The sequence below is a fragment of the Dongia soli genome, assembly GCF_034044715.1.
Lineage (GTDB): Bacteria > Pseudomonadota > Alphaproteobacteria > Dongiales > Dongiaceae > Dongia_B > Dongia_B soli.
The window spans coordinates 191,173-217,179 of sequence record NZ_JAXCLW010000006.1 but is presented as its reverse complement, the minus strand read 5'-3'; the positions used below and the strand labels follow the sequence as shown (position 1 = coordinate 217,179).

General features: G+C 61.0%; 25 protein-coding genes and 1 tRNA gene. 9 read left to right on the top strand and 17 right to left on the bottom strand.

The window, feature by feature from the left end; all coding sequences use genetic code 11:
- Positions 1-1,104, bottom strand: a complete 1,104-nt coding sequence (locus SMD27_RS18980) for an NADH:flavin oxidoreductase/NADH oxidase (protein ID WP_320510009.1) — start codon at positions 1,102-1,104, stop codon at positions 1-3.
- A 275-nt stretch (positions 1,105-1,379) separates the two neighbouring features.
- Positions 1,380-1,736 (bottom strand): cupin domain-containing protein, encoded by a 357-nt coding sequence (locus tag SMD27_RS18975; protein ID WP_320510008.1) that lies wholly within the window; start codon positions 1,734-1,736, stop codon positions 1,380-1,382.
- A 187-nt stretch (positions 1,737-1,923) separates the two neighbouring features.
- Here SMD27_RS18975 and SMD27_RS18970 point away from each other — a divergent pair, with 187 nt between their 5' ends.
- Together SMD27_RS18970 and SMD27_RS18965 are read left to right on the top strand one after the other, a co-directional pair.
- Positions 1,924-3,414 carry an MFS transporter gene (locus SMD27_RS18970; protein WP_320510007.1) on the top strand — a complete coding sequence of 497 codons (1,491 nt, stop codon included), beginning with the start codon at positions 1,924-1,926 and terminating at the stop codon, positions 3,412-3,414.
- Between the two features lie 267 nt (positions 3,415-3,681).
- A complete protein-coding gene (locus SMD27_RS18965; RefSeq protein WP_320510006.1) occupies positions 3,682-4,575 on the top strand; it encodes a DUF2189 domain-containing protein in 894 nt (297 codons plus the stop codon).
- 67 nt (positions 4,576-4,642) lie between these two features.
- Here the strand turns inward: SMD27_RS18965 and SMD27_RS18960 are convergent, their stop codons facing one another.
- From SMD27_RS18960 to coxB, 5 genes are read right to left on the bottom strand one after another with little or no spacing between them, the layout of a single operon-like run.
- A complete protein-coding gene (locus SMD27_RS18960) occupies positions 4,643-5,029 on the bottom strand; it encodes a cytochrome C oxidase subunit IV family protein (protein WP_320510005.1) in 387 nt (128 codons plus the stop codon).
- A 10-nt stretch (positions 5,030-5,039) separates the two neighbouring features.
- Positions 5,040-5,780 (bottom strand): heme-copper oxidase subunit III family protein, encoded by a 741-nt coding sequence (locus SMD27_RS18955; protein WP_320510004.1) that lies wholly within the window; start codon positions 5,778-5,780, stop codon positions 5,040-5,042.
- Between the two features lie 29 nt (positions 5,781-5,809).
- A complete protein-coding gene (locus SMD27_RS18950; RefSeq protein ID WP_320510003.1) occupies positions 5,810-6,535 on the bottom strand; it encodes a cytochrome c oxidase subunit 3 in 726 nt (241 codons plus the stop codon).
- Between the two features lie 8 nt (positions 6,536-6,543).
- Positions 6,544-8,373 carry a cytochrome c oxidase subunit I gene (ctaD, locus tag SMD27_RS18945; protein WP_320510002.1) on the bottom strand — a complete coding sequence of 610 codons (1,830 nt, stop codon included), beginning with the start codon at positions 8,371-8,373 and terminating at the stop codon, positions 6,544-6,546.
- A gap of 18 nt (positions 8,374-8,391) precedes the next feature.
- Positions 8,392-9,216 (bottom strand): cytochrome c oxidase subunit II, encoded by an 825-nt coding sequence (coxB, locus tag SMD27_RS18940; RefSeq protein ID WP_320510001.1) that lies wholly within the window; start codon positions 9,214-9,216, stop codon positions 8,392-8,394.
- Between the two features lie 888 nt (positions 9,217-10,104).
- On the opposite strand from coxB, the gene SMD27_RS18935 reads away from it, so the two are divergent.
- The 3 genes from SMD27_RS18935 to SMD27_RS18925 all read left to right on the top strand — a co-directional run bounded on the left by SMD27_RS18935 (position 10,105) and on the right by SMD27_RS18925 (position 12,308).
- Positions 10,105-10,926: a hypothetical protein gene (locus SMD27_RS18935; RefSeq protein ID WP_320510000.1), complete on the top strand. Its 822-nt coding sequence runs from the start codon at positions 10,105-10,107 to the stop codon at positions 10,924-10,926.
- 84 nt (positions 10,927-11,010) lie between these two features.
- Complete coding sequence (locus SMD27_RS18930; protein ID WP_320509999.1) at positions 11,011-11,301, top strand: DUF1330 domain-containing protein; 291 nt, start codon at positions 11,011-11,013, stop codon at positions 11,299-11,301.
- Between the two features lie 479 nt (positions 11,302-11,780).
- Positions 11,781-12,308, top strand: a complete 528-nt coding sequence (locus tag SMD27_RS18925; RefSeq protein WP_320509998.1) for a hypothetical protein — start codon at positions 11,781-11,783, stop codon at positions 12,306-12,308.
- Positions 12,309-12,529: 221 nt separating this feature from the next.
- Here SMD27_RS18925 and SMD27_RS18920 read toward each other — a convergent pair whose 3' ends face one another.
- Complete coding sequence (locus SMD27_RS18920) at positions 12,530-13,498, bottom strand: arginase family protein (RefSeq protein WP_320509997.1); 969 nt, start codon at positions 13,496-13,498, stop codon at positions 12,530-12,532.
- 68 nt (positions 13,499-13,566) lie between these two features.
- On the bottom strand, positions 13,567-14,265 hold the full coding sequence (locus SMD27_RS18915) for a glutathione S-transferase family protein (protein WP_320509996.1): 699 nt from the start codon (positions 14,263-14,265) through the stop codon (positions 13,567-13,569).
- 316 nt (positions 14,266-14,581) lie between these two features.
- Between SMD27_RS18915 and SMD27_RS18910 the strand changes: the two genes are divergently transcribed.
- Positions 14,582-14,890: a hypothetical protein gene (locus SMD27_RS18910; protein ID WP_320509995.1), complete on the top strand. Its 309-nt coding sequence runs from the start codon at positions 14,582-14,584 to the stop codon at positions 14,888-14,890.
- 39 nt (positions 14,891-14,929) lie between these two features.
- Here the strand turns inward: SMD27_RS18910 and SMD27_RS18905 are convergent, their stop codons facing one another.
- From SMD27_RS18905 to SMD27_RS18895, 3 genes are all read right to left on the bottom strand, one after another.
- A complete protein-coding gene (locus SMD27_RS18905) occupies positions 14,930-17,200 on the bottom strand; it encodes a sensor histidine kinase (protein WP_320509994.1) in 2,271 nt (756 codons plus the stop codon).
- Positions 17,201-17,712: 512 nt separating this feature from the next.
- Complete coding sequence (locus SMD27_RS18900) at positions 17,713-18,291, bottom strand: GNAT family N-acetyltransferase (protein WP_320509993.1); 579 nt, start codon at positions 18,289-18,291, stop codon at positions 17,713-17,715.
- Positions 18,292-18,313: 22 nt separating this feature from the next.
- Positions 18,314-19,291 carry an N-formylglutamate amidohydrolase gene (locus SMD27_RS18895; RefSeq protein WP_320509992.1) on the bottom strand — a complete coding sequence of 326 codons (978 nt, stop codon included), beginning with the start codon at positions 19,289-19,291 and terminating at the stop codon, positions 18,314-18,316.
- A gap of 285 nt (positions 19,292-19,576) precedes the next feature.
- Here SMD27_RS18895 and SMD27_RS18890 point away from each other — a divergent pair, with 285 nt between their 5' ends.
- Together SMD27_RS18890 and SMD27_RS18885 are read left to right on the top strand one after the other, a co-directional pair.
- A complete protein-coding gene (locus tag SMD27_RS18890; protein WP_320509991.1) occupies positions 19,577-19,951 on the top strand; it encodes a response regulator in 375 nt (124 codons plus the stop codon).
- Between the two features lie 142 nt (positions 19,952-20,093).
- Positions 20,094-20,168: transfer RNA gene (locus SMD27_RS18885), tRNA-Val, on the top strand.
- Between the two features lie 122 nt (positions 20,169-20,290).
- On the opposite strand, the gene SMD27_RS18880 is transcribed toward SMD27_RS18885, so the two are convergent.
- On the bottom strand, positions 20,291-20,524 hold the full coding sequence (locus SMD27_RS18880; RefSeq protein ID WP_320509990.1) for a hypothetical protein: 234 nt from the start codon (positions 20,522-20,524) through the stop codon (positions 20,291-20,293).
- The gene (locus SMD27_RS18875; protein ID WP_320509989.1) at positions 20,524-21,909 is read right to left on the bottom strand and encodes a hypothetical protein; all 1,386 of its coding nucleotides are present in this window, start codon (positions 21,907-21,909) and stop codon (positions 20,524-20,526) included. Before SMD27_RS18875 ends, SMD27_RS18880 begins: the two co-directional genes overlap by 1 nt.
- Positions 21,910-22,088: 179 nt before the next feature.
- Here SMD27_RS18875 and SMD27_RS18870 point away from each other — a divergent pair, with 179 nt between their 5' ends.
- The gene (locus SMD27_RS18870; protein ID WP_320509988.1) at positions 22,089-22,889 is read left to right on the top strand and encodes a DUF1194 domain-containing protein; all 801 of its coding nucleotides are present in this window, start codon (positions 22,089-22,091) and stop codon (positions 22,887-22,889) included.
- 20 nt (positions 22,890-22,909) lie between these two features.
- Here the strand turns inward: SMD27_RS18870 and SMD27_RS18865 are convergent, their stop codons facing one another.
- The 3 genes from SMD27_RS18865 to SMD27_RS18855 all read right to left on the bottom strand — a co-directional run bounded on the left by SMD27_RS18865 (position 22,910) and on the right by SMD27_RS18855 (position 25,889).
- Positions 22,910-23,734 carry a class I SAM-dependent methyltransferase gene (locus tag SMD27_RS18865; RefSeq protein WP_320509987.1) on the bottom strand — a complete coding sequence of 275 codons (825 nt, stop codon included), beginning with the start codon at positions 23,732-23,734 and terminating at the stop codon, positions 22,910-22,912.
- A gap of 104 nt (positions 23,735-23,838) precedes the next feature.
- The gene (locus SMD27_RS18860; RefSeq protein ID WP_320509986.1) at positions 23,839-25,599 is read right to left on the bottom strand and encodes a SulP family inorganic anion transporter; all 1,761 of its coding nucleotides are present in this window, start codon (positions 25,597-25,599) and stop codon (positions 23,839-23,841) included.
- Between the two features lie 41 nt (positions 25,600-25,640).
- On the bottom strand, positions 25,641-25,889 hold the full coding sequence (locus tag SMD27_RS18855; RefSeq protein ID WP_452094317.1) for a helix-turn-helix domain-containing protein: 249 nt from the start codon (positions 25,887-25,889) through the stop codon (positions 25,641-25,643).
- Positions 25,890-26,007 lie beyond the last annotated feature (118 nt).

The following is a 26,007-nucleotide window of genomic DNA, read 5'->3' as shown; positions in this document are numbered from 1 at the left end:
TCAGTCGATCTCATGCGCCGGGCAGCGTTCCGGCGTACCGCGCGGGGCGGCGCGCAGATATTGCGCCGGCCAGGGCATGGTCTGGCCCAGTTCACGTGCGGCATGGAGCGGCCAATAAGGCTCGCGCAACAATTCGCGCGCCAGCAGCACCATATCCGCCTGGCCGGTGCGAATGACGTGATCCGCCTGAACCGGCGCGGAAATCATACCGACTGTCGCCGTCAAGATATCAGCCTCGCGGCGGATGCGTTCGGCGAAGGAGGTCTGATAGCCCGGCCCAACCGGGATCGATGCCCGTGCCACATTGCCGCCGGTCGAGCAATCGATGACATCGACACCAAGTGTCTTCAGCTGACGCGCCAGTTCGATGGATTCCTCGATATCCCATCCCTTCTCCACCCAATCGGTCGCCGAGATTCGGACGAAGAGCACGCAGCGTTCCGGCAAGGTACGACGGAGCGCGGAGACCGTGTCGCGCAGGAAACGCGTGCGGTTCTCGAAACTGCCCCCATAAGAATCGCTGCGGCGATTGCTGAGCGGAGAGAGGAATTCGTGGAACAGATAGCCATGGGCGGCATGTAATTCGAGCACGCGAAAGCCTACAGCAAAAGCGCGCTGCGCCGCCGCCACGAAAGCTTGTTGCAGCGATTGGATCTCGTCCGCCGTCAGCTCACGGGGCACGGCATAGTTTTCTGCGAAAGCGAGCGCGCTGGGGCCGAGCGGTGTCCAGCCACCCTGATCGACCGGCACTGCGCCATCGCCCGACCAGGGGCGATACGTACTGGCCTTGCGGCCGGCATGGGCAAGCTGGATGCCGGCGACCGAACCCTGGGCGTCGATGAAATGGGTGATCCGCGCAAGGGCTTCCGCATGGCTATCGCTCCAGATGCCGATATCCTGAGGGGAAATCCGTCCTTCCGGCGTCACCGCCGCAGCCTCGGTGAAAACCAGGCCTGCACCGCCCACGGCGCGGGTGGCGAGATGCACAAAATGCCAGTCATTCGCCAGGCCGTCGGTGCATGAATACTGGCACATGGGAGAGACGCCGATGCGATTGGCAAAGGTGATGTCATGAATTTTCAGCTCGCTGAAAAGATGCGGCATGTCGGACGCTCCCTGGACACATGAGTCGGTGACGAATTCGTCGGCGCAGATGGGTGATGAGGCATGCTGAGATGATCCCATCATTTGGCAACCCGGCCGGTGGAAAAGCAAGCGTGAATACCTGCGGTGACCGCGCCGGTCCGATCACTTGCATGGGATCGCCATGCCTCCTCGCCAACCTTTCCTCGTCAAGGAAGGGGCCGCGCCTTTATCTGAAACAGAACGAGCCGGCACCAGGGCGGTGCCGGTTCGTTGATGGTTACAGCTTCATGCTGTTAAGCCGCTTTGGGCTCGAAGATCACATACCACTTCTTGACGGCGTCGATGGTTTCCCAGGTGCCCTTGAAGCCGCGCGGGATGATGAAGGCATCGCCCGTCGTGAAGGTCTCCGCAACTCCGTCCTCGCCGGTCAGGGTGACCTTGCCAGCCAGGATGGCGCAGAATTCTTCCTCGGAATAGTTCACTTCCCACTTGCCGCTAGCTGATTCCCAAATACCGGAAAAGAACTGGCCTGTCGGATCGGTATAATAATTCTGCAGCTTGGTGACCGGATTGCCGGAGAGCACAGCCGCCGGCTTGCCATGTTCGATTTCCGGCGCATTGACGCCGAAGCGGATCAACCGCTTGCTCATTTTTCTCTCTCCACGGGTTTCGCTTCAGGTGGACCTCTCTAGCATGCGGCTGGATTTGCGCCAACTCCGGCCTTCTCCACGGCCTTTGACGCATGGGCACCCCCAGTTTTGGGCATTTTGCCGCAAAACGTTGCAACCTTTATACTCCTGTGGGGCTTAGGCCATCCTCTTGTTCGGATTGGAGATCATGCAGCACAAGGCGCGCTGGACCGATGTTTTTCGCAACGGCCTGGCGATTTACACGGTGACCATCAATCTGGCCATGGCGTTGCATGCGATCGACGTCTTCATCATCTCGACGGTGATGCCGAAGGTGGTGCGCGATATCGGCGGCACCTCCTTCTATACCTGGCCCACCATGCTTTACATGGTTGCCTCAATCGTCGGCGCGGCCAGCGGCAATCCGCTGAAGGCAATCAGCGGCACGCGCCGTGCCTATATCTTCGCCAGCCTGACTTTCCTGATTGGCTCGATCGGCTGCGCTTCGGCGCCCAGCATGGCGGTGATGCTGATCGCCCGCACGGTGCAAGGCTGGGGCGGCGGCCTGTTGATCTCGCTGTCGATGGCGATGGTCCAGGAGGTCTATCCCGAACCGTTGCGCAAGCGTGCCCTCGCGATCATTTCCACGACCTGGGGCATCGCCGCCTTGATTGGGCCCGCTATCGGCGGCTGGTTTGCCGAAGCCGGCTGGTGGCGCGGCGCCTTCTGGTTCAATGCCCCGGTCGTCATCCTTTTCCTGATCGGCGCCTGGGCGAAGCTGCCGCGGCACGGTGCGACCGGCGAGCCGCCGCGTTTTCCTTATCGCCGCCTGGGCCTGCTCTCGCTCGGTGTCATCGCCGTCAGCTGCGCCGGACAGGTGCATGAGCTGCTCGACCAATTCGATCTCGGCATCGCCAGCGCCGGCCAACTCTATATCCTGATGATTCAGGCCGCCCTGGTGGTCTTCGCCGTGCTGCTGGTGCGTCTCACCATTTCGATGGATAGCAGCAGCAGGGCCAGCCGGTTGTTGCCAAGCAAGCCTTTCTCGCTGACCACAACCACGGGCATCGGCGGCTGGGCGATGTTCCTCTCCTCGATGACCCATACGGTGATCGGCGCCTATCTGCCGCTCGCCTTGCAGACCTTGCGCGGCGCCAGTGATGAGATCGCCGGCTATATCATGGCGGCGCTGGCGGTTTCCTGGACCGTCTCCTCGGTGCTCACTTCCGGGTTCCAGGAAACCGGTTCGCGCCGCTGCATCTGTATCGGGCTTGTTCTCTCAACCATCGGCATGATCGGCGTCACCATGACCCTGGCGGACGGATCGCTGATCACCATCACGCTTTTGAACGCCCTGGTCGGGTTCGGCCTCGGCACCACGAATCTGCATCTGGTGGCGGCCACCATGCGTCATGCCACGCCGGGCGAAGAGGCGATCACGGCGGGCTCCATTCCGACCATCCGGTCGCTCGGCATCTCCTTCGGCGCCGCCGCCGCCGGCGTCATCGCCAACAGCGCGGGGCTGACCAACGCATTGGACGCCGCCCAGGTTGCCCATGCCATCCATTGGGTCCTGGCGCTGGGCTGTGTCCTGCCTGCCCTCGCCTGCGTGTTCTCGCTGCTTTTCGTGCGCTTGGCCCGCCGCGCGCCCGAGGCGCCGCGCTCCCAGGCGACAGAGCGCGTTTTGCTGATCGATTAAGCAGATAGATCCGGAAACGGCGTCCAAAAGCGCCCCGTGATACGCGCGAGAAACCGGGGCGACGTCAGCTGATAATCCGGTTATACTGAACTCCATGGTGGGTCGCGGCGTTTCGTGACCGACACCGGATCGGGCTTTCGGCGATGCAGATCGTGGCCTGCCGATCCAGCAGGTTTCTCGATCTCTGTCCCTCTCGCCCGAATGGCGAGCCGATCCGGCGGTGCCACGATGCTGTGCCCCTCCGCACAACAGGTCGGAGGAATGCTAATGGCTTTAACAATCCGGAACCCCGTCGAATGGGGCTGGGATCAGATCCTGCACGCGGCCGAGGCTATGGGATTGGCCAACCGGTCACTGCATCGCACCACCGAGCATCTTTATTCGGCGCCGCCGACGATCCGCCACATCCATCTCGCCGATATCCGCGAGGTCCTGCGCAAGGGTTTCGAGGATTTCGGTGCCTATCGCACCGATGTGATCTTTCTCTGCATCGTTTATCCGATCGCCGGTCTGGTTTTCGCCCGCATGGCGTTCCAATACGAGATGATCCCACTGATCTTCCCGCTGGCTTCCGGCTTCGCTCTGATTGGTCCCTTTGCCGGCGTCGGACTCTATGAAATGAGCCGGCGGCGGGAAATCAGCTTGAAGCGTGGCCATGAACATCACGCCAGTTGGAAACATGCCTTCGGCGTCTTCCGCAATCCCAATTTCGGCGCCATCCTGACCCTCGGCCTGATGCTGACGGCGCTGCTGGTGGTGTGGCTGATGACGGCATGGTGGATCTATCAATCGATCAATGGGCCGCAGCCGCTGGAATCCTGGGGCCTCTTCATTCAGAACGTGTTCACGACCGAGGCCGGCTGGTGGCTGATCGTCGCCGGTTGCGGCGTCGGCTTTCTCTTCGCCGCGCTGGCGATGGTGATCAGCGTGATCTCCTTCCCGCTGATGCTCGATCGCAGCGATATCGGGCTGGCCACCGCCGTCGGCACCTCGATCCGCACGGTCTGGAAGAACCCGGTCGTCATGGCGGGTTGGGGCTTGACGGTCGTTGCCGGCTTGATCATCGGCTCGCTGCCGCTCTTCATCGGCCTCGTCATCACCTTGCCGGTCCTTGGACATGCGACCTGGCACCTCTATCGCAAGCTGATTGCGCCTAGATAGCACCAGAAAGATACCCCCGCACAAACTGGCGCCGGCTCCGCAAGGACCGGCGCTACTTTTATGGCTTCTATGGCGTGACGCCTGAGAAGAACAGCCGGGTGAATAGCGTGTAGTGGGATTCCACCACCATGATCCCGACAAAGACCAGCAGCACAATCGGCGGCACCAGGATAGCATAGGCCAGCGCCAGCCGCTCCCAGGCCATATGCATGAAGACGCCGACGATCAGCCCTGCTTTCACGATCATGAACAGCAGGATGAGCGACCAGCGGAGCAGACCCTGCAGGCCGAAATAATCGACCAGGTAGGAGCAGGCGCTCAACACAAAAAGCCAGAACCAGACCAGCAGATAGACCTTGATCGGATGATGCTGTCCCTCGGCATGGGAACCCGGTGCCGGAGCGGCCTGTGCAGTTGTCTGGCCGGTCGTAGCATGTGTCGTTGCCTGTGCCATGCGCCGCTCCTCACCACAGATAGAAAAGCGCGAAGATGAAAACCCAGACCAGATCGACAAAGTGCCAGTAAAGGCCTGTTACCTCGACGATCTCGTAATTGCCACGGCGGCTGGTGAAGAAGCCGCGGCGTTCCTTGTCGAAATCGCCGCGCAGCACCTTGCGCGACATGATCAGCAGGAAGATGACACCGATCGTCACATGGGTGCCGTGGAAGCCGGTGATCATGAAGAAAGCCGAGCCGAATTGCTCCGCCCCCCAGGGATTGCTCCAGGGCCGCACCCCTTCCCTGATCAGCTTGGTCCATTCGAAAGCCTGCATGCCGACGAAGCTGGCGCCGAAAGCCGCCGTCGCCAGCATCAGCGCGGCCGTCTTCACCCGGTCGCGGCGATAGCCGAAATTCACCGCCATCGCCATGGTGCCGCTGCTGCTGATCAGGATGAAGGTCATGATCGCGATCAGCAGCAGCGGCGTTTCATGGCCAGCGATCGTCAGGCCGAAGACCTCGCTGGGATTGGGCCATGGCGTCACGGTCGACATCCGGACCGTCATGTAGGAGAGCAGGAAGCAACTGAAGATGAAGGTGTCACTAAGGAGGAATATCCACATCATGGCCTTCATCCAGGAGACGCTTTTGAACGTCCGCTGGTCCGAAGCCCAATCACTGACGATACCCCGCAAGCCCCTTGGCCGCATCGCCGGATAGGCCGGCGCCAGACCCGGCGGCTCCTGTGTCAATGTCGGTTCGGCCATGCTTTGCCTCCTCCATCACGCAGAATGCATCAGCTTAGAAACTGTCCGCAGAACGCGACGACATCATCCACCCATTGCGCCAGCAGCGCCAACATGATCAGCCAGACCACCAGCAGGAAATGCCAGTAGACGGCGCAAAGCTGCAATCCGGCAAAGACCCGGTCCCGCCTTGCATCCTCCACATGCCAGAGCCGCAGGGCATTGCGCCCGAGCGCCACCATACCGCCGCCGAGATGCAGGCCATGCAGTCCGATGATCAGATAGAGAAAGGCATTGCCCGGATTGCCGGCCGCGAGATAGCCAGCCGCCGTCATCTGCCGCCAGACCAGCATCTGCCCCAGCAGGAACAGCAGGGCCAAGGCAGCCGCCATGAAGAGGCCGAGCTTCGCATCGTCCCACCTTCCACGGCCAGCCAGGCGCTGCGTCACATGCAGGACAAGGCTGCTCGCCGCCAGCAGGCCGGTATTGAACCAAAGAAGGCTCGATACCGGCGGGGCCTGCCAGTCGGGAAACTGCCGCCGCATCAGATAGGCGCTGATCAGCAGCGTAAACAGCGAACCGGCCACGGCCAGAAACAAGCCGAGACCTAGCCGCGCCGGCCGGTCCAGCGGATGGCGACGAGGCTGCCCTCCCGCACCGTAAGCCTCATCGATCACGCCCACTTCCAGCCAGGGTTTCGACAGCAATCGCTGGCGCGACAGATACCAGCCGACGATGACCGTCACGATCGCGAGAAAAATCAGAATGCCCGCCATCGCCTTGCTTACTCGCCGGGTGCCGGCTGCAGGCTGGCCTGGGTGGCGGCACGCTGCGGCGGCTGGTTCTGTGGGATGAAATCTTCGGCAGCGCCGGGCACGCTGTAATCATAGGCCCAGCGATAGACCACCGGCAGCTCCTTGCCCCAATTGCCGTGGCCCGGCGGCGTCTCCGGCGTCTGCCATTCCAGCGTCGTCGCGTGCCAGGGATTTGAACCGGCTTCCCGTCCGTTCCGCAGGCTCCAGATCAGATTGAAGACGAAAAGAATCTGCGCGGCGCCGACGATCAAAGCGACGATGGTGATGAATTCATTGAGCGTATGAGCCGATGGCGGCACGAAGGCGGTCTCACCCATCTCGTAATAGCGGCGCGGCACGCCCAACAGGCCGAGATAATGCATCGGGAAGAAGATCAGATAGGCGCCGACGAAGGTGACCCAGAAATGAGTCTGGCCCATCGCCTCATTCATCATCCTGCCGGTGATCTTGGGATACCAGTGATAGATCGCGCCGAAGATCACCAGGATCGGCGCGACACCCATCACCATATGGAAATGCGCCACCACGAACATGGTGTCGGAGAGCGGTACATCCACCACGACATTGCCGAGGAACAGGCCGGTCAGGCCGCCATTGACGAAAGTGACGATGAAACCCAGCGCGAAGAGCATCGGGATCGTCAGGTGAATATTCCCGCGCCACAGAGTCAGGACCCAGTTGTAGACCTTGATCGCGGTCGGAATGGCGATAATGAGCGTGGTCACGGCAAAGAAGAAGCCGAACGCCGGGTTCATGCCGCTGACATACATGTGATGCGCCCAGACCACGAAACTGAGCGCGCCGATGGCGATGATGGCCCAGACCATCATGCGATAGCCGAAGATGTTCTTGCGCGCATGAGTGCTGATGAGATCAGAGACGATGCCGAAAGCCGGCAAGGCGACGATATAGACCTCCGGATGGCCGAAGAACCAGAAGAGATGCTGGAACAGGATGGGGCTGCCGCCGCCATATTTCAGATGCTGCCCCATCTCCACCAGGCCGGGCATGAAGAAACTGGTGCCGAGCAGGCGGTCGAACAGCATCATCACGCAGGCGACGAAAAGCGCCGGGAAAGCCAGGAGCGCCATGACGGTGGCGGTAAAGATGCCCCAGACGGTCAGCGGCATGCGCATCAGCGTCATGCCGCGCGTGCGGCCCTGCAGCACCGTCACGACATAATTGAGCCCGCCCATGGTGAAGCCGGCGACGAACAGGATCAGCGAGATCAGCATCAGCAGGATGCCCCATTCCTGTCCGCCCGGCGTGCCGGACAGAATCGCTTGCGGCGGATAGAGCGTCCAGCCGGCCCCCGTCGGCCCGCCAGGTGCAAAGAAGCTGGAGACCAGCACCAGCACCGCCAGAAAATAGACCCAGTAACTGAGCATGTTGAGATAGGGAAACGCCATGTCCCTGGCGCCCAGCATCAGTGGAATGAGGTAATTGCCGAAGCCGCCCAGGAAAATCGCGGTGATCAGATAGATCACCATCACCATGCCATGCATTGTGATGAACTGGTAATAGGCATTCACATCGATGAAGGCGAAGACGCCGGGAAAGCCGAGCTGCAGTCGCATCAGCCAGGACAGCACCAGGGCGACGAAGCCGATCGCCAGCGCCGTTCCCGCATATTGCAGGGCGATGATCTTGGCATCCTGGCAAAAGACATATTTCGTGATCCAGCTATGGGCGTGATAAAGCTCGACATCCTTCACCTCGGCCGGCGGCGGCAGGTAATCCGGCGGCACCGTATCGGGAATGATCTGGGGTGGCATTGGACCGCGCGGGACATCCACCATGATCCGCTCTCCTTCGCCCTATTTCGCCGCTTGGCGGATTTTCGCCGCTTCATTCTGCCGCAATTGCGCGAAGGTCGGCTGGCGGTCGAGCCAGGCGTGGAATTCCTCCGCCGGGACGACGACGACCTTGCTGCGCATATAGGCATGACCCTGGCCGCAGAGTTCGGCGCAGAGCACATCGAAGGTGCCGGTGCGCGTCGGGGTGAACCAGAAATAGGTCACCATGCCGGGGATCATATCCATCTTCGATCTGAATTCCGGCACGTAGAAATCATGCAGCACATCGATTGAGCGCATCAGCACTTTGACCGGCCTGCCGAGCGGCAGTTTCAGATCGTCTCCCTGGATGATGACGTCATCCTTGCCGTTCGGATCCTCGGCAATGAGACCAAGCGGATTGTCGTCGGTGATGTGCTTGTTATCGGCCGCGCCGAGCTTGCCGTCCTTGCCGGGATAGCGATAGCTCCATTGCCATTGCTGTCCCACCACCTCGAAGGCCGAGGCATCCTTAGGCACTGTGATGAACTGGTGCCAGACGATGAGGCCGGGCGCCAACATGGCGATGACGCCGATCGCCGTCACCAGGGTCAGCCAGCCTTCCAGTTTGCGATTCTCCGGCTCGTAATGCGCCTGCTGCCCGGGTTTGTAGCGATATCGATAGACGCAATAAGCGACGAACAGAACGATGAGGGTGAAGACGACGCCGGTGATCCAGAAAGTTATGGTGATCGTGTGGTCGATATATTCCCAGTTCGAGGCAATCGGCGTCCAATACCAGGGGCTGGCCAGATGGAACAGCACCGATCCGATCGCGATCAGAAGCAGCAACACGACGATCTTCATCTTTTGTCATCCTTGCCGCGAAGATGGCGGCTGCAACAAAAGCCGATCGATAAAGCGGGCTGGATTGGCGAAGGCGACAGACGCCCTTACCGCATCGATACCGATGCCAGCCGCTTTCTACGCGAAGCCGTATTCTGAACGAGATCCGTCTGCGAACGTCGCCGGATCGACGATTGGCTCGTCTGTTGTCCTGCCGACCTTGCGATCGCTCCTACCCGACTGCCTGCCAGAGTGCCTTCGCCCCGCGGAAACTCGCGCTGAACACTATCGCTCTCTCTTCCAGGCGTCGCGCGTTCAGGCCGTCACGACGTCAGGGCGACAAGTCACCATCGGCAGGGGGTGAGTCTTCTGTCTTCGGATGGCATCACCCGATGACATATCACCCGGTGTCAGGGTGGCGAGGCACCCATGCAGCCGTCAGTCGCATCGAATAACGGCTCTCAACTTTTCTGATCTTGAAGGAGGTTACGGCCTTTTGTCAACGACATGAGAACTGCGCCATGAGGTCCGCGGCGGGAGTCGGCGATCTCTGGAAACCGGTCTTGATGCGCTGAAGCCGGCATCCTGGTTGAAGCGACAGCGTGCAGAATGCCCTAGGCCCAACCACCTTTACATGCTGCGTATCGATAATGACCTTTTTTCGGTCCGTCCAGGGCCATCGGCCCGTCAGAGGGGAATCACCGCCGGGTGGCAGTCCTAGATGGCAGATGATCCTGATCAGGCGCGCCGTGTTTGATTGCCAGGCGATTGTATCGCCGGCGAATAGGCGCAAATTCCGCAATGAACTTTCGTTGAGCGGTGCGAAAAGCAGCTAACGCGCGCATTGCCAATGTCTCCATGATAATCTGAGCAAACGATATCAAGCCGCAATTCAAAGTGACGCCGCTCATGCTGGGCTTATCGCCGCGTGTATCTTCACGACGATCCTTGCTGCTGACAGCTTCGGCGCTTCTGCTCGGCACGACGCTGCATCGCCTTGGCCGGCAAGCCTGGGCACAGGGTGAGGATGACTCCGTCAAGCAGTTGCGCGGCTACCTGAACGCCGATCGCGGACGTGCCGAGGCTTTCTACAAGCGGTTGCGCAACGGCGAACGCATCAGCGAAGACGCTCGGCAGGACATCGCCAACACCTCCGTCAAACTGCGCGTTGATCGCGCGAACCGCCTGCAGGCGATTGCTAAATCCTCGGCCGATCCAGATGCCGCGGCCAAGCAGGTGCTTTATCCCGATACGGGATTCCTTGTCGGTGACATGCAGCGGGCGGACATGGCCGCTTTACCTTCACCGGACGACATCAAGCCGGATCCGACCAAATCCGCACCGCGGCCCAAGCAAAAGCCGGACCCGGCAAAGAAGTGGCAGATGGTCGTCACCATTCTGCTGGAGACCCTCGGCATCATGGAGGCGCGCAATCAGTTCGAAGAAAGTCTGCGACAAGTGAGCGGTTTTCAGGAAGAGCAACAAGGCGTCATGGAAGCCTTCCGGACCGGCACGCCAAAGCAGATGACCGATGCGGTTTTCAGCTTCATCGAATGGTTCGTCCAACGCCACGTCATCGTCGAACTTCTCCCGCGTCTTGCTGCGCGCAAGATCGCCGCACCAGCCTTGCATGCCTTCTCCTTGCAGCTGGTGCCCTGGATCGGCTGGAGCTGGCTACTTGTCTCCTTCGGGATTGCCGTGCATCGCCACTGGGATGAGTTGGTGGCGTGAGCGGCGCGAACTAGCCTGCGCTATGTCATTTCTGATAATTTAGAATTGCATCTCACGCTGATCTCGCCGGACGGGAGGATGGCCATGAAAGCCTATTGCATCGTTTATGAGACCGTCGACGACCTGAAGGCTTTCGATGAATACCGGTCGCAGGTCTTGCCGACCATCGAGGCCTATGGCGGCAAGTTCCTGGTGCGCGGCGGCAGCTTTACCGTGCTGGAAGGCGAGATGTCCTACCAGCGCATCGCCATGCTGGAATTTCCATCACGCAAAGCAGCCCAGGACTGGTATCACTCCCCCGAATATCAGCGGATCCTGCCCCTGCGCACCAAATCGAGCCGCAGCCAGTTCGTCGTGGCGGATGGCGTAGCGTAAGGAGCGCGGCTAGTCTCCGGCCTGCAAGTCCTAGGTTGAGCCGGCTCGCAGGCCGCCGACGCTAACATGTTTATCGTCCTGGGGCTCGACCCTGCGCTCCTATTTGCGCCTCCATGCCAGATAGCTTGCATGCATGCCTCGCCCGCATTTATCAGCCCACATGCTTTGGAAATCGCGGCGAAACGCCTCGACTTGGATGGCTCAGTCACGTTAAAATAGATCCATAAGAAATCCAAAAAACCATGCATGTGCCGGCCGCTGAAAAAGCGGCAGAAGTGCTGCGTGGTTATGTTGTCCGCACCATCCAACGATAGGCGATGCGGCCCGCGCAGTGAGTGCGCCTCCTAATCAGATCGTGATTCAAGCAGCCGGCTGGCGTCTAGATCGGTCTCATTGTCCGAGGCTGTCTGGTCGCCTGGGTCAGGCGCGCCGGGTGCCGGTGACGCCGGCCCTTTCTCTGTCATCAAGGAGGAAACGTCATGAGCGGAAAATTCATGAAAGCAGCTTTTCTCACCGGGATACTGATGACCCTTGCACCCGGGATGACTTTGGGAGACCCGCTCGAAAAGAAAGGGACCACGCCCTATGTGACGCATTTCATCTTTCGGCCTTTGATGAGCATCGACATCCAAGGCCTCGGGACTGTGACCCCGTTGGAAGCGGTCGGAACCACCGAGAATATGAAGGGAGAAAAGATGCTCGACAAGATGTCAGCGCATTGCGCAGCGCTGAGCGTCGCATCGGGCGACAAGAAATATATCGACGGCGCCTGTGTGTTGGCCGATAACGACGGCGACGAGATCTTCTCCACCTTCGACACGCGCGATGTCGACAAGACGCAGCCGGACATGAACTGTGGCACCCATATCATCACCGGCGGCACCGGAAAATATAAGGGAATCACCGGGAAGGAGCCCTTTGCCTGCATCTCGATGCCGGCTCTGGCCGGTGCCGGCGGCTACACCGCGATGGACATTCCGCATAACACCTCCTGGGAGATCAAGTAGCGTCGGAGATCCAGCGGACGGAACCGCGAGATCCTGATCGCACGCCAAGGCATCAAGCCACCTGTTCCAACTCATCGAATGAGTGCCCAGTCCAACGGCTGGGCTTTTTTTGTTGAACCTGAAAGCGATTGCGCCGCTCAGGAAATCATCCACCCCCAGTAGACCTTCAACGAAGGCCGAGCCGCTGCCAGGTCGTCATCGCGAATGGTGTGGCCAGAAGGTCAGCGCCAGCGATGTCGCATGGCGCCGATCAGGTTGATGAACAGCCGGCCCGCGGTAATCGAGGTCAGTTGATTGGCGAAATCGAAGCTGGGCGCGATCTCGACAATATCCATCCCCACGACCGGCCCGCGTTCCGCGAGGCGCTTCAACAACCGCTTGACCTGTTCAGGCCGGACCCCGCCAGGTACCGGACCCATGACGCCCGGCATCAAGGCCGGGTCGAGCCCATCGGCATCAATGGTCACGAAGAAAGCGTGGTCGCGCGGCAGATCGTCGATGATCGCATCGATGCCCCGCTCGTGCAGCTCCGCCGCCGGCACCAGAGTCGAACCATAGGCTAAAGCGGCCTCCACTTCGCCGCGCCGGGCGCTGCCGGTGCCGCGCAGGCCGATCTGCGTCATGCCGGCGATCCAGGGCAATTCGCTGGCGCGGCGCAACGGGCTGCTATAGCCCCGCTTAACGCCGGCGACATCGTCGCGCCAATCGAGATGCGCGTCGATATGCACGATGTAAACCGGTCGTTGCAGCACATCGAGCGCCTGCAGCAGCGGAATCGTCACGCCGTGATCGCCGCCGATTGCGAGCACCATCGCACCGCTGGACCAGAGCCGGCGGGCAGCTTCGGCCACACGCTGGAAATGCGCATCGAAGGGCTCGTCGCCCCACACCAGATTGCCGATATCGATGCAGCGCGGCGGCAGGCATTCCTGCAAAGGCGCGCCAATATCGAAATCCCAACGCTCCGGGCCATCGCAGAATTGGCTGGATTGACCACGTACGATATCCGGGGCGCGGGCCTGGTCGTTTGGGCACGGATCGTGCGGATAAGGTTCGCTCTGCGGAATACCGATGATGGCGATATCCGCCTGCCACTCGGCCGGATTCGTCACCACCGGCCAATCGAGAAAGGCGCGCTGCGGCGCCTGGGAACGGAAATCCAGCAATGGATCGCGCGACGTATCCGGCATATGCCAATCCTCCCATTAAAGTCGTTATCATTTGTCGTGGAATTTGCAATTGTGCCGGAACGTCTTTCCTAAGCCAGTCTCGGCAGTCCCTCGCGCAGCTTCTCCAGTTTCTGCATCGCCAGCCACCAGCGGGACAAGCGCACCGAACGCGCGAGACAAGCGGGGCCGAGATCAGTTTGCATCAGATGATGCAGGATCGGCATCAGCAGGAGATCGGCCAGGCGCGGCTGATCATCGATCAGAAAATCCGCATGATTGCCATCATGGCAGAGATAGGAAAGCTGTTCGAGCAGGGTCAGGCAATCCTGCTGCTTGACCACAGCGGCAGTCAGTTTTTCCACATCGGGCCGACCGCCGAGATGGGGGATGAAGACACGTTGCGCCACCACGCCGCCAATGGTCGCCGGCTGCAGATGGTCGCGGATCAGACTCATGATCTGCCACATCAAGGCTTTCAGGCGCGGCGTCGCGGGTTGGAGCGCCAGGGTGCTGTGGGTCGTCGCGCCACGAACTTCCGTTTCGCGTTCCACACCGATGGCGTCGATATAAAGCAGGATTGCCTCGGTATCGTGCAGCGACAATCCGTCATGCAGCAGGGTCGGCGGCTGCGAGACAAAATAAGGCAGCATGTCGGTCATGCGCGCGCCGTCCAGGCGGTGCAGATCCGGTTCCACGAAGTCATGTGGCAGATCAAGGGCGAGCAAGGCCAGACGGGCGCTACTCACCATTGTGCTATGCGCCGGACCGTAAAGGGTCGGGTCCCCCATCTGCCCGCCAATTCCTTCTACAAGCCAGTAAGCGGCCGTCCGTCGTACTGCTTCGCCCAATCGCCTATAATCCCAGGCCATGGATTTGGACCTAATGGCCGATCCTTGCATGGCCTAAGGCTGCCGAAGCTGTGATCGCCGGAACGATCTTCGCTATGATATGATCCGAGAAGCCTGAAGCGGTCAAGGTAAGAGCGGGCAGCCCGGTTCCCCATAGCCGGTTTCATGGTCCGGTTCCCCATGATCCGATCGCAGGGAGCCGCATTATCCAGACCTGACCCGCTACGGCCGCATAACGGAGCGCAAAGGTGCCGCAATGTCGGATTTCGATTTCCTTTCCATCTGCAAGCCCGGCACGATCCTGCATACCCGCGACCGGCGCGAAGTCCGCGTCACCGAAATCGACCGTCAGCGCGGCATCATCAGCGGCTCCGTCCAGATGATGGGTCCATGCCGCTGGCGGTCCAATGGTCGCTTCGCCGATGCGCCCGCCGGCGCCGCCGGGCCGCTTGATCTCGTCGCCCCAGCCGACAGGCCGCCACCGTTTTCCCCCGACGACAATAAGCGCGCCTCTCTCCAGGAGGCCTTGCAGGATCCCAACAGCCGTGGCTATTGCTGCGACTGATCTGTCAGTGCGGAAGATCGGAGCCCGCAGGCGCGCACTTTAAAAACGCGGCAGAGAGATGGAACGCCCCATCGGGCCGCCCGGCTGCTGCGGCAAGTTGGGGCGATTCCGCTGATCCAGGATCGTGGCCGTGACGACCGTGCCGCGATTGACTTCACTCTCGATCTGCAATTTGCCGCCATGGAGCTCGCAAATTCCTTTGACGATCGGCAGGCCGAGGCCGGTTCCTTCATAGCGTCGGGCGAGATTGCTATCGATCTGCCCGAAGGGTGAAAGAGCGGTATCGACATCCTTTGCCGAAATACCGATACCGGTATCCCGGATCACGAAGGCAACGCCATTCGGCACCGCATGGCAGGACATTTCCACCGTACCGCCGGCGGGCGTGAATTTGACCGCATTGCTGAGCAGGTTGATCAGAATCTGTTTCAAGGCGCGCCGGTCCGCATGCAGCAGAAGCATTTCCGACGGAAGATTGACGGTGAAACTCAATTCGCCGCTTTCGGCGCGCGGCCGAATCAGGCGCGCAACGCTCTCCAGGAGATCGCGGCAATCCATCGGCTCGACGCGCAATTCGAACTTGCCGGCCTCGATCTTGGAAAGATCGAGAATGTCATTGATCAGGCTGAGCAGATGCAAACCGCTGGATTTGATGTCGCTGACATAGCTGCGGTAGCGCTCATTTGCCAGGGGACCGAAAAGCTCGGCTTCCAACACCTCGGAAAAGCCGATGATAGCGTTCAATGGCGTGCGCAGTTCATGGCTGACATTGGCCAGGAATTCCGATTTCGCGCGGTTTGCCAACACGGCCTGTTCCCAGGCCTTGACCAGTTCCCGCTCATAATGCTTGGACTGGGTCATGTCTCGCGAGATGCTGATGAAGCCGCCGATATCCGGTACTTCCAACCGTCGCACCTCGATCGTCTTGCCGTGCCCCTGCCACAGCCAGCGTCCGCCGGACATGGTCTCGCGGGGATGAATCTGGGTGACATTGGGTTCCTGGCTGGTCAGGCGGAAACCGCCTTGCGCCAGCGTCCAATCCATCATCTCGGTCATGCGCCGGCCATGCTGCAACATCCCCGCCGGCATATTCCAGATGCGCCCATAAGCCGCATTCCAAAGCAGCAGCCTGCCCTCTTCATCGAACACGATGATACCGTCATCGATGCCTTCCATGGTCGAGTGCCACAGCTTCAGATTGTTGGCGATGCGCCGGTTCTTCGCATCGATCGTTGCCAGATAGACCTGTGCGCGGTGCTGCGCATTGCTGATCTGCCACATCGCCAAGCCGGCCAGGAGGGCCATGACGATGACAACGATGCTGATCTGCGGCGTCAATCTGGTCAAGGTCGCCCGGCCCGGGGCCGGCGGTTCCCAGGCGATGCTGCCGATATGCCGGCCATCGAAGGAAATCAATGGCACCTTCGCGGTCTTGGCGGAGTCCTTGCTGTTCAGTTCGGCACCGGAGGCGCCAATCGCACTGCCAATGGCATCCAGGTTATGGGCATCCAACGATCTGAGAAAGATAATGTCCGAGCGTTCGTCTTCGCGTTGATCTCCCGGTTCCGTAAAAGGCAGGATCGGCGCCACCGAGGCCAGAACAGGCATATCGCCGATCTGGACAATGCCGTAGCTTGCTTCCGGTGCGCTGGGAGCCTGCTGCCGGGCCCGCTCGATCAACCGGCCGAGCCCGCCGGTCGCCTGCTGCAGAATATCGGGCGGAGCAGTCTCTCCCCGCCAAAAACCAAAGCGCAAGGCGCCATCGGGTCCTACCACCAATGCGCCTTGCACCGGCTTGTCGGGCCCCATGACCGTTGCATGGGCGAGATTGGCTTCCGCCCAGGCGGGCGTATAATGCACCGCCAGCTTCTCATAGGCTTCGTCCCACCAGGCATAATCCAGCGTGGTCGTGCCGAGCTGTTCTCCGGCTGCGGAGAGCAGGGCGGCGAATTGCACCTGGGACAGATTGCGGGCCTCCAGGTTTTGCTCTTCGGCGCCGCGAATCAGCAGGGTGACGATCGCCCCCAGGCCGGCTAGGCACAAGAGCGCGACCAGGGCAATCGAGCGCCAACGGCGCCGGGCCGGGACCCAGCGAACAGGCGCTTCCGGTCGCGGCGCGTCGGCCTCCACCCCGGTGCCATCGCCATCCAGCGCCTCCCGGATCGGCGAGGCACCGCCCGTCCCCTCCGTCTCGTCGGTGCGCGGCGGCGATCCGGCCTCGCTTTGTCCTTTGTTGCTGGGTTCCTTAGCGTCGGGCTGGCTTGCCGGTTCCGGCATGTGCTGCACCTCTTCCCCCGTTTTCAGCCGCACCGGCTAACTCTCCCCTCACCGCCATCCTCTCGACTCGTTTCCGGTATACAGTATGCGACAGGACGCCGCGCTATTCTGCCCAGGTTCTCATAAAACCGGAATAGCAACCCATCCTTTGCCCGCGGAATACTCCGTATAACCCCAGTCAAAGTCTTAAAACGACGATTGCTGGCCTGATGCCGTCAGACCCCGACGGGCATCCGATGTTATGCATGCGACCGACTCGTCTAACTGGTCAAATTGACGCAGGGCATGAGGTTTTCCTATAGCAGAGTCAATTATTTGCATGGCTTTTTTTCGGGTTTAATTCTTGACATTTCGCGCCTGCAACATCATTTTCTGCACTGCGACGGGCGGACATCTCCCCTGACACTCCCCCGTCGCTTACGCCCTCATGGGCGTTTCCTCCCAGAACTTGGGCCGTGCGAAAGCACGGCCCTTTTTTTCTTCCTACTAGGAAGGTCATCGCAACCGCTTCCCACTGCTCGCGACCCGTTCGGCCCGTCAAATCATTATGCAGGATCCGTTCCATCGCCGAGTGCCCGTTGCATCAAGACGGAATCAACCCAGCGGCCGAATTTGAAGCCGACCTTGGTCAGGACGCCGACCTGACGGAATCCCAGCGCCCGGTGCAGCGCGATCGAGGCCGCGTTTTCGGAATCACCGATCACGGCCACCATCTGGCGCATCCCCAGCGCTGCGCAATCGGCGATCAGGGGCTGTAGCAATCCTCGGCCAATACCGCGACCGGCATAGGCCGGGTCGAGATAGATGGAATTCTCCACCGTGAAGCGATAGGCGCTGCGCGACCGATACGGGCCGGCATAGGCATAACCGGCAATCCGGCTGGCCCGCTCGTCAGGGGGCGCACCTTCTTGCCTTGGTGACACATCAACACAGAGATAAGGCAGGCCGCGGGACCGGATTGCCTCAAAACGCGCCGAGAATTCCGCCAGATCGGGTGGCGTTTCCTCAAAACTGGCGATGCCGTGAAGGACGTGCCAGCGATAGATCGCCTGCAATGCCGGCAAGTCCGCGGCGGTGACCGATCTTACCCGGCAAAAAGCACCCCTGCGGTCGTGAAATTCCATCCCGCCCCGCTCCCCCTGCCGACTAACGCCGGCGCATCAGATCGGCCGCCGCGTCGCGCAGCGCCCCGATCAGGCCGGACAGCAAGTCCTTGGTGGCGGCGAAGCCGGCCGTGGGTGTCAAGTTGGCCTCATCGACATAGAGGCGCCGGTTGATCTCCAACTGCAGGACATGCACGCCTTCGGCCGGCCGGCCATAGCGTTGCGTCACATAGCCGCCGCTATAAGGATTGTTGCGCCGGACGCGTGCACCGGCGCGGGTCAGGAAGGTCTCGGTCATCGCCGTGACCGCATCGGCGCAGGATCCGCCGTAGCAATCCCCCAGGATGAAATCCACCTCGTTCCGGCCGGAATCAACTGGACCGGGGGCCCTCGCGATACCGGGCGTCAGTCCTATCGCGGGCACCGTGCCCGCCGCCGGATCGATGCCGTGCATGGCCGTCACCAGGGGTGCACCACCGGACGGCATGGAATGGCAGTCCAACAGCAGGCAATGGCCGAATTCCGCGCGGATATGCCGGATCGCTTCAGCCAGTGCGCGATGGTAGGGACGGTAATATTTCTCCAGCCGCTCGACCGCCTCGCGATAGGATAATTGCCGGCCATAGATTTCGCGCTCATTGGCGGCGAGCTTGGGAATGACACCGAGCCCAGCCATGACCCGCGGCGTCGCCGCCTGTACTGGCGCCGGCAAGGCTTCCAGGAACATGCTGGGATCAAGTTCCGCGGCATCGCGATTGGGATCGACGAAGATGCGCGGGAACAGGGCCCGCAGGCACGGCACGCCCAAACGCGGCCCCGCCTCTATCAACAAATCGACATAGCAATCCTCGGATTGCCGCAAGACTTGGCGATCCAGGATGGCTTGCGCCAAAAATGCTGCGGGATAGTGCCGCCCGCTATGTGGCGAGGCAAGCAGCAGCGGCGCCGTCTGCCGCGACGGCCAGATCATTTCGAACGGTTTGGCTGGGGCGTCATCGGACGCGTTGAAGTCGCCGCTCATGTCACGATTTTTGTAACTTAAAGTGACGACGCTGTCATGTCTTGCGGACAGCGCGCCGAATCGGCCTTTCCTGCGGCCTGAAGCGGTATCTTCAGGCGCGCCGTCCCAAGCGCCGGAAAAGCCCGCCGAGATAGGCTCCAGTCGCATCAAATTGAATGCAATTTGTTTTGGCGGCGACTCGTCGCCTCTGTTTTAAAGGATAGAGGAGTTCGTTTCCTGCTGCTGGCAGGACCGAGCATCGCCAACCGAAAAGCGGATTAGCGCTGAGCAAGGGATATCGTAGTCATGGCATGTATCCTGGTTGCCGAAGACGATACGCAGCTCCGCAACTTCCTCGTCAGGTTGTTGCAGCGCGCCGGACATCGCGTCGAATCCGCCGCGGACGGTCTGCATGCCGCCCAGGTTTTGGCGGACGAGCCGGTCGATCTCCTGCTGGCGGATGTCACCATGCCCGGCCTGGACGGGGTCGAGCTGGCCAAGCAGGTCTCGCGCAGCAATCCCAACGTGAAGATCATGTTCATCACCGGCTTCGCCGCCGTCGCCCTGAAACGCGGGCGCGCCGTCAAGGGCGATGCCGCGGTTCCGGCCGCCCCGGCCCTCTCCAAACCGTTCCACCTCAACCGCCTGATCCATGAGGTCGGCGAGCTGCTTTATGCCTGAATTTCCAGGAAATTCATCGAATTCGCATTATCGCTTCATGAGCCGCTTGCAATCCCCCGCACAGGATGCTATTTCGCCCTCCGCCGCGGCGATTTCCCGATAGCGGCACCTCAGACGGACCGGTTCCACGGCCCGTCCGGATGGGCGGTTAGCTCAGCGGGAGAGCACTACGTTGACATCGTAGGGGTCACAAGTTCAATCCTTGTACCGCCCACCATTCGCTCCAGATTGATTTCATTAGAATTCTTCTTCGACGCCTTCGACTCTAATGTCTCGATAGTCTTTTGTACAAAGTCGGCCATCTCTCGCCCCCAAGGTCCATGCAAATCTAGGCCGGCGTCACGCCGTCGCCATCTCCGGAGGATCAATCGGCGGGCCATTGGGCGTTCCCGGAGGGCCAGTAAATGTGCCTCTGTCGGGGTCACAAACGTCATCGATGCACGCGTTCTCGGAGAGGACGTAATACTTCTCGGAGAAGAACTGTTCGAATATGGGATAGAGCGAGGGGTCGAGCTCTATGACGTTCGTCACGACGTTCGTTACGCGCAGGATTTCGGCCGTGCGGATCGACATCAAGCATACTCCTCGATCATAATGAAGCCGGAGCCGCCTGGACCGCCAGCGGCAGTACCAGTGTTGTTAAAAGCGGAGATACCCCCCATTCCGCCGCATCCGCTATTGGGAGGGGCATTATTTCCAGTCGTAAAGCCCCCAGCATAAGCACCATACAGGCCGGCTGCGCCGTATTTGCCTCTGGTGCCTGCCCCCGGCGGCTGGCTTAAAATGCCGGTCGGAACGTAGAACGGTCGGCAACCGCTATCTCCAGTACCCAGTACGTCGCCTACGATGCCAACGCCGCCCCTGCAAAGAGCGGCGCCAGTCGATGACGCGTTATTAACGCCGCCGCTTTCGCCACCGGTGGCACTGGCAAACGCTCCGAATGACGTTACTCCGCCGCTGCCGCCATCATTCGGTGTGGACGGTCCCGCCGCCCCACCACTTCCGATTTGGATAATTTCGGTAGCTGCAAGCGCAGAAACAGGAACGAACGCGAAAGCGTATCCACCAGCGCCGCCATTTCCTCCTGCGGCGGTATTGCTGGCTAGACCTCTAACTCCGCCGCCGCCAGCGCCACCTCCATACACCCAAATACCGACGAAATTAGTTTGAGGCAGAAGCTGGGTCACTTTCGTGAAAACGCCCGAGGCTGTGAGCTTGGTGATGCGCAAAAGACGGCCGGTCATGGTCATGTCCTCCGCGCTGACAGCCGGCATCTTGCCGCCGGTTTGAAGCTGGGGAATGTCGCCGGCAGCCGTGCCGATGTTCTGCGTCGCCGCCGTGCCGAGGCCCAGATTGGTTCTTGCATCTGCTGAGCTTTCCGCGCCTGTGCCACCTGACACCACGGGAATCGGTTTTTCAATTGAAGCCGCAGACTCAGCCGCCGCAGCGGCACTCGCTGCAGCAGCGTTTGCAGAACCGCCAGCTTCGGCCGCGGCCTCTTGAGCAATAGCTGCATTGATTGCGATCGACTGAAACGCCTCGTTCGGATCCTCGTTGCTCGAGACGCTGACGGAGATCGCACGCCCCACTTTCTCTGCCAACTGCTGGCATTGCATCACAATCCGGTCCAGGGCTTTTTCGATCACCGTGGGGTAGAAGCCGCCTTGATTGGTGATGCTGGTCTGCTGGTCGTAATCGACCATGCGCAGCAAGGTGATCTTTTCATTGGCGCCGATCGGCGGGCCTGAAATCGGATATGTGATTGTCACCCCGCCTGGGTCGCCAAAGCCAGTGGCGGTGTATTGGCTGGGATCGAGGGTCGTGTCCTGGGCTAGGGCATTGGTATAGATGACCACCAGGTCGTCCGGCTTATCGACCAGGAAATTGCTGGCGAAGGTCGTTGCCGAACCATTGCCGATGAAGGGTCCAGCCTTGCTTGATGTGGTTTGAATGGTCACGTGGCGCTCTCCATTGTATTTAAGACAATTATAACGCCTCCAGATGTTGCTTTAAAGACAATATTTCATTTCGAGCAGCGTGGCGATTTGCCCAAAACCAGTCGATGCAGATGGTGATAGAGTTCCTCCGCCATTCAATCCGCACGCAAATGGCAGACAGAACGTGAGGCGGGATCGCGATGAAAAGAAGCCATGCAGCCATGGTCGCCGCGTGCCGGTTGGCAATTGCGGCTGTGCTCACCCTCACGATCGCGCTTAAACTCGCTGCCGGCCCGGCTCAAGCGGAAACGTGGACCGGGGCACAGGCGCCCGTGCAAACGCAAATACCGGCGCAAACGCAAAGCGAGCGGCCGCTCGTCGATCTGGCGCTGGTGCTCGTGGTCGATGCGTCGGGCAGTATCGATCCCAGTGAGTTTCGGCTGCAAAAGGAGGGCATTGCCGCGGCGATCACCGATGCCGATATCCTCGGTGCCATTCGTGGCGGTGGTCATGGTCGCATTGCCGTCGCCTATGTTGAATGGGGCAGCCCCGGCGCGCCGGCCAATGTGGTGCCCTGGATGCTGGTCGGCGACCGCGGGAGCGCCGAACGTTTTGCCGCATCGGTGCTGCAGGCGCCACGTTCGCCGCAAAGCTGGAATGCGATCGGGGATGCCATTCATCTCGCGACCGGCATGATGGAGACCTGCCCTTGCCGGCCGACGCGCCGGATCATCGATCTCTCCGGTGACAATGTCGATTATCGTAGCCACCTCCCCGCCCCGCTGGCGCGTGATGCCGCCGTGGCCGCCGGCATCACGATCAATGCGCTCGCCATCCTGAATGATGACAGCCGCGGTGCGAGCGGCCGGCCTTTTCTCGTGGAAGTCTATGAGCGTGAGGTGATCGGCGGTTTCGCGGCTTTCGTCGCCACCGCGGCGGATCGCGGCGATTTTGCCCGGGCGTTACGCCAGAAGATGGTGCAGGAAATTTCCAGCCGTTGACTGCCCATGCCGGATTGAGATCATGGCCAGACCGCTTCCAATACATGCCAGCTATCGCCGAGGGGATCGGCGATGTCGCCGGCCTGGAACGTCTCCACGAGCTGCTGCAGGCTTGTGGTGCGGACATGGCCATAACCGTGCGCTTTGATCTGCTGTTCCGCTTCCGCTGGCGTCTCGCCGAGCGGACTCTCGCCGAACAAGGCGGGCGCGCCGCGCTGGGTAAGCTTTTCGTTCAACGCAATTTGCCGCGACCGGCTCCAGATATCGAGGAAGAGGAAACTGCCGGCGCCACGCTTCAAGCGCGTGGGATCAAGCAGGCTATCCGCAACCTCGCGCGGCAGGAAAAAGAGAACACCTTCCATGAAGATCGCGGTCGGCCGGTCGGCCCGATAGCCCGCGGCTTCCAGGCGGGACAGCAATGCAGGATCGGCGAGATCGGCGCCAACGAAATGCAGGGCCGGCGGCAAGACTACACCTGCCCGGCCCAGGACTTCCTGTTTCTGGGCGAGCTTGGCGGGAAAATCCACCTCGAAGACCTGCAGCTTGCCGGCGGTGACCCGCGGCAAGGTCAGGCTGCGGGTATCGAAGCCGGCGCCGAGGATGAGGATCTGATCGAGGCTGCCGGCCGCCTTGGTCATCTGGCCGGAGAACCATTTGTAGCGCGCGAGATTATGCTGTGCGAAGACCGGATCGAGTTGGATGGCCATGCCGGCGAGATCACGGCCTTCCTTGGTCCAAAACAGATGATCGTAGGGGCAGTGAAGCTTCAGCCGTTTCGCCAGATCATTGTGCAGCCGCAAATCCACCAGACCATCGGCGGTCACGTGAACACCGGTCGTCGTCATAACATGGCTCCTCGATCGGTGCGCCGGGGCGTGCATATCCAGCATAGTGGGTGTGCCGCATGATGCCAAGCGGAGCCAAAACCGATAAATGGCGCCGCACCGCTCTACGCTTGGGAGGCCACCTTGGCACGGTTTCCCGAAAGCGCGTCATGAGCAGCCACCACCCCATCCTGGAGATCGCTGCGGAAGCGCACGATGGGCGGCCGCAGACCGTGTTGCAGCAGGATGCGTCGCACCGTCGGCCGCGCGCCCGTCAGATATACCCGGGCGCCGCGCCGCTGCGCCTGGCGCACGAAGCCGTCGATCGTCGCTGCGGCCGTCGAATCCAGAACCGGCACGGCGGCGAAATCGATCACATAGGCCTTCGGATGCTCGCCGATGCGTTCCAGTGCAGCGGCAACGCCGGCCGCCGCGCCGAAGAAGAAGGCGCCGCTGATGCGATAGGCAACGACATCGGGATCGGTGGCAAGAGCAACGTCATAGGCTTTGCGCGATACGTCCGCTACACGATCGGCCACATCCAATTCAGCGATCGGCGGGGCAACTTCGTTTGATGTCTGCTCCACTGAGACGGCCTGCGCCATCCGGTGCAAAAACAGCAAGGCGCTGAGGCCAAAGCCGACCAAAATGCCCTCCGTCAAATCGCGGAAGACCGTCAGCAGAAACGTCGCCAGCAGGACGACCGCATCCCCGCGCGAGGCTCGCACCAGAACGGCAAAGGCATGCTTCTCCGCCATGTTCCAGGCAACCACCGCCAGCACGCCGCCCAAGGCAGCAAGTGGAATGAAGGAAGCGAGCGGCGCTGCCAGCAGCATGAAGCCCAGCAGGAAGACTGCATGCAGCATGCCGGAGAGCGGCCCCCGCGCGCCGGCCCTTACATTGGTGGCGGTCCGTGCAATGGTGCCGGTGACACAGATTCCGCCGAAGAGACCAGAGACGATATTGGCAGCACCCTGGGCGACCAGCTCGCAATTGGAGCGATGGCGCCGCCCGCTCATGCTGTCCGCCACCACGGCAGAGAGCAGGCTTTCGATACTGCCGAGCAAGGCGAAGGACAGAGCCGAGGGCAGCACCGCCTCGATCTTCGCCAGCGAAACCTCCGGCAGATGTGGCAAGGGCATGTTTTGCGGAATGCCGCCGAAGCGTGTGCCGATCGTCTCGACCGGCAGGCCGAACAGCCAGCCGAGGAACGATGCCGCCGCGACGGCGATCACCATCACGGGCCAATGCGGCCTGAAACGCCGAATCGCGACGATGATGCCGATGGTCAGCAACGCAAGACCGCAAGCGGCGATATTGAGACTGGGAAGCGCGGCGCCCAAAGCCTGCAGCTTCGGCAGCAGCGGCCCCGGTTCCGGGCCGGCCAGCGTGAGGCCGAGCAGTTCCTTGATCTGGCTGGCGAAGATGATGACGGCAATGCCGCATGTGAAACCCACGGTCACCGGATAGGGGATGTATTTGATGAAGGTGCCGAGCCGCAGGAAGCCAATGGCGAGCAGGATCAATCCGGACAGGATGGTGGCGAGGATCAGGCCGTCAACGCCATGCGCCTGCACCGTCGCCGCCACCAGGACGATGAAGGCGCCGGCCGGACCGCCGATCTGGAAGCGGCTGCCGCCGAGTGCCGAAACCACGAAGCCGCCGGCGATCGCCGTATAGAGGCCACGATCCGGTGTGACGCCGGAAGCGATCGCAATCGCCATGGAGAGCGGCAAGGCAACGATGGCGACGGTCAATCCCGCCAATGCATCGGCGCGCAGGCTGGCCAGGCCATAGCCTTCACGCAGAACGGTGATCAGCTTCGGGGTGAAAAGATCGATGAAACGCGGTTCGACTGTCTGCGGTTTGACTGCCTGATTGGCCATGCTGCTGCCCCATTGGCCACAGCCTGGCGCTGGGACCGTGCCTAAGTGTCCTGGGGCGCCTTGCCCTGCCTCAGGCGAACGCCGCGGCCGCCGCCGGCGCTGATGGCGTTTTCGCCGATCAGCTCGATCCCGGCGCGGTCGAGGGCTTCCACCACCTTGATCAAGGTATCCACCACCCCACGCACAGTGCCTTCGCTGGCTTCCATGCGTTGAATGGTGGGCAAGGAAACACCCGACATTTCGGCCAATTGCCGCTGATCGATACCGAGCAGGGCCCGCGCGGCCCGCATTTGCGCTGCCGTGATCATCGCCTTTGGACCGAAACTGTTTGATCTATGATCATACTATAGACCTCAGAACTCATGTTTTAAACGTTAATATTGACGTTCCAGACGGATATCTCAACAG

Coding starts and splice junctions, on each gene's coding strand:
- SMD27_RS18915 (WP_320509996.1), bottom strand. CDS start 14,265: ATGGGGGACCCGACCCTTTACGGTCCGGCGCATAGCACAATGGTGAGT.
- SMD27_RS18935 (WP_320510000.1), top strand. CDS start 10,105: ATGCTGGGCTTATCGCCGCGTGTATCTTCACGACGATCCTTGCTGCTG.
- SMD27_RS18980 (WP_320510009.1), bottom strand. CDS start 1,104: ATGCCGCATCTTTTCAGCGAGCTGAAAATTCATGACATCACCTTTGCC.
- SMD27_RS18880 (WP_320509990.1), bottom strand. CDS start 20,524: ATGTCGATCCGCACGGCCGAAATCCTGCGCGTAACGAACGTCGTGACG.
- SMD27_RS18950 (WP_320510003.1), bottom strand. CDS start 6,535: ATGGCGGGCATTCTGATTTTTCTCGCGATCGTGACGGTCATCGTCGGC.
- SMD27_RS18920 (WP_320509997.1), bottom strand. CDS start 13,498: ATGCCGGATACGTCGCGCGATCCATTGCTGGATTTCCGTTCCCAGGCG.
- SMD27_RS18900 (WP_320509993.1), bottom strand. CDS start 18,291: ATGGAATTTCACGACCGCAGGGGTGCTTTTTGCCGGGTAAGATCGGTC.
- SMD27_RS18975 (WP_320510008.1), bottom strand. CDS start 1,736: ATGAGCAAGCGGTTGATCCGCTTCGGCGTCAATGCGCCGGAAATCGAA.
- SMD27_RS18870 (WP_320509988.1), top strand. CDS start 22,089: ATGAAAAGAAGCCATGCAGCCATGGTCGCCGCGTGCCGGTTGGCAATT.
- SMD27_RS18925 (WP_320509998.1), top strand. CDS start 11,781: ATGAGCGGAAAATTCATGAAAGCAGCTTTTCTCACCGGGATACTGATG.
- SMD27_RS18930 (WP_320509999.1), top strand. CDS start 11,011: ATGAAAGCCTATTGCATCGTTTATGAGACCGTCGACGACCTGAAGGCT.
- SMD27_RS18860 (WP_320509986.1), bottom strand. CDS start 25,599: ATGGCCAATCAGGCAGTCAAACCGCAGACAGTCGAACCGCGTTTCATC.
- SMD27_RS18865 (WP_320509987.1), bottom strand. CDS start 23,734: ATGACGACGACCGGTGTTCACGTGACCGCCGATGGTCTGGTGGATTTG.
- SMD27_RS18890 (WP_320509991.1), top strand. CDS start 19,577: ATGGCATGTATCCTGGTTGCCGAAGACGATACGCAGCTCCGCAACTTC.
- SMD27_RS18955 (WP_320510004.1), bottom strand. CDS start 5,780: ATGGCCGAACCGACATTGACACAGGAGCCGCCGGGTCTGGCGCCGGCC.
- SMD27_RS18910 (WP_320509995.1), top strand. CDS start 14,582: ATGTCGGATTTCGATTTCCTTTCCATCTGCAAGCCCGGCACGATCCTG.
- SMD27_RS18970 (WP_320510007.1), top strand. CDS start 1,924: ATGCAGCACAAGGCGCGCTGGACCGATGTTTTTCGCAACGGCCTGGCG.
- coxB (WP_320510001.1), bottom strand. CDS start 9,216: ATGAAGATCGTCGTGTTGCTGCTTCTGATCGCGATCGGATCGGTGCTG.
- ctaD (WP_320510002.1), bottom strand. CDS start 8,373: ATGGTGGATGTCCCGCGCGGTCCAATGCCACCCCAGATCATTCCCGAT.
- SMD27_RS18855 (WP_452094317.1), bottom strand. CDS start 25,889: ATGCGGGCCGCGCGGGCCCTGCTCGGTATCGATCAGCGGCAATTGGCC.
- SMD27_RS18960 (WP_320510005.1), bottom strand. CDS start 5,029: ATGGCACAGGCAACGACACATGCTACGACCGGCCAGACAACTGCACAG.
- SMD27_RS18965 (WP_320510006.1), top strand. CDS start 3,682: ATGGCTTTAACAATCCGGAACCCCGTCGAATGGGGCTGGGATCAGATC.
- SMD27_RS18895 (WP_320509992.1), bottom strand. CDS start 19,291: ATGAGCGGCGACTTCAACGCGTCCGATGACGCCCCAGCCAAACCGTTC.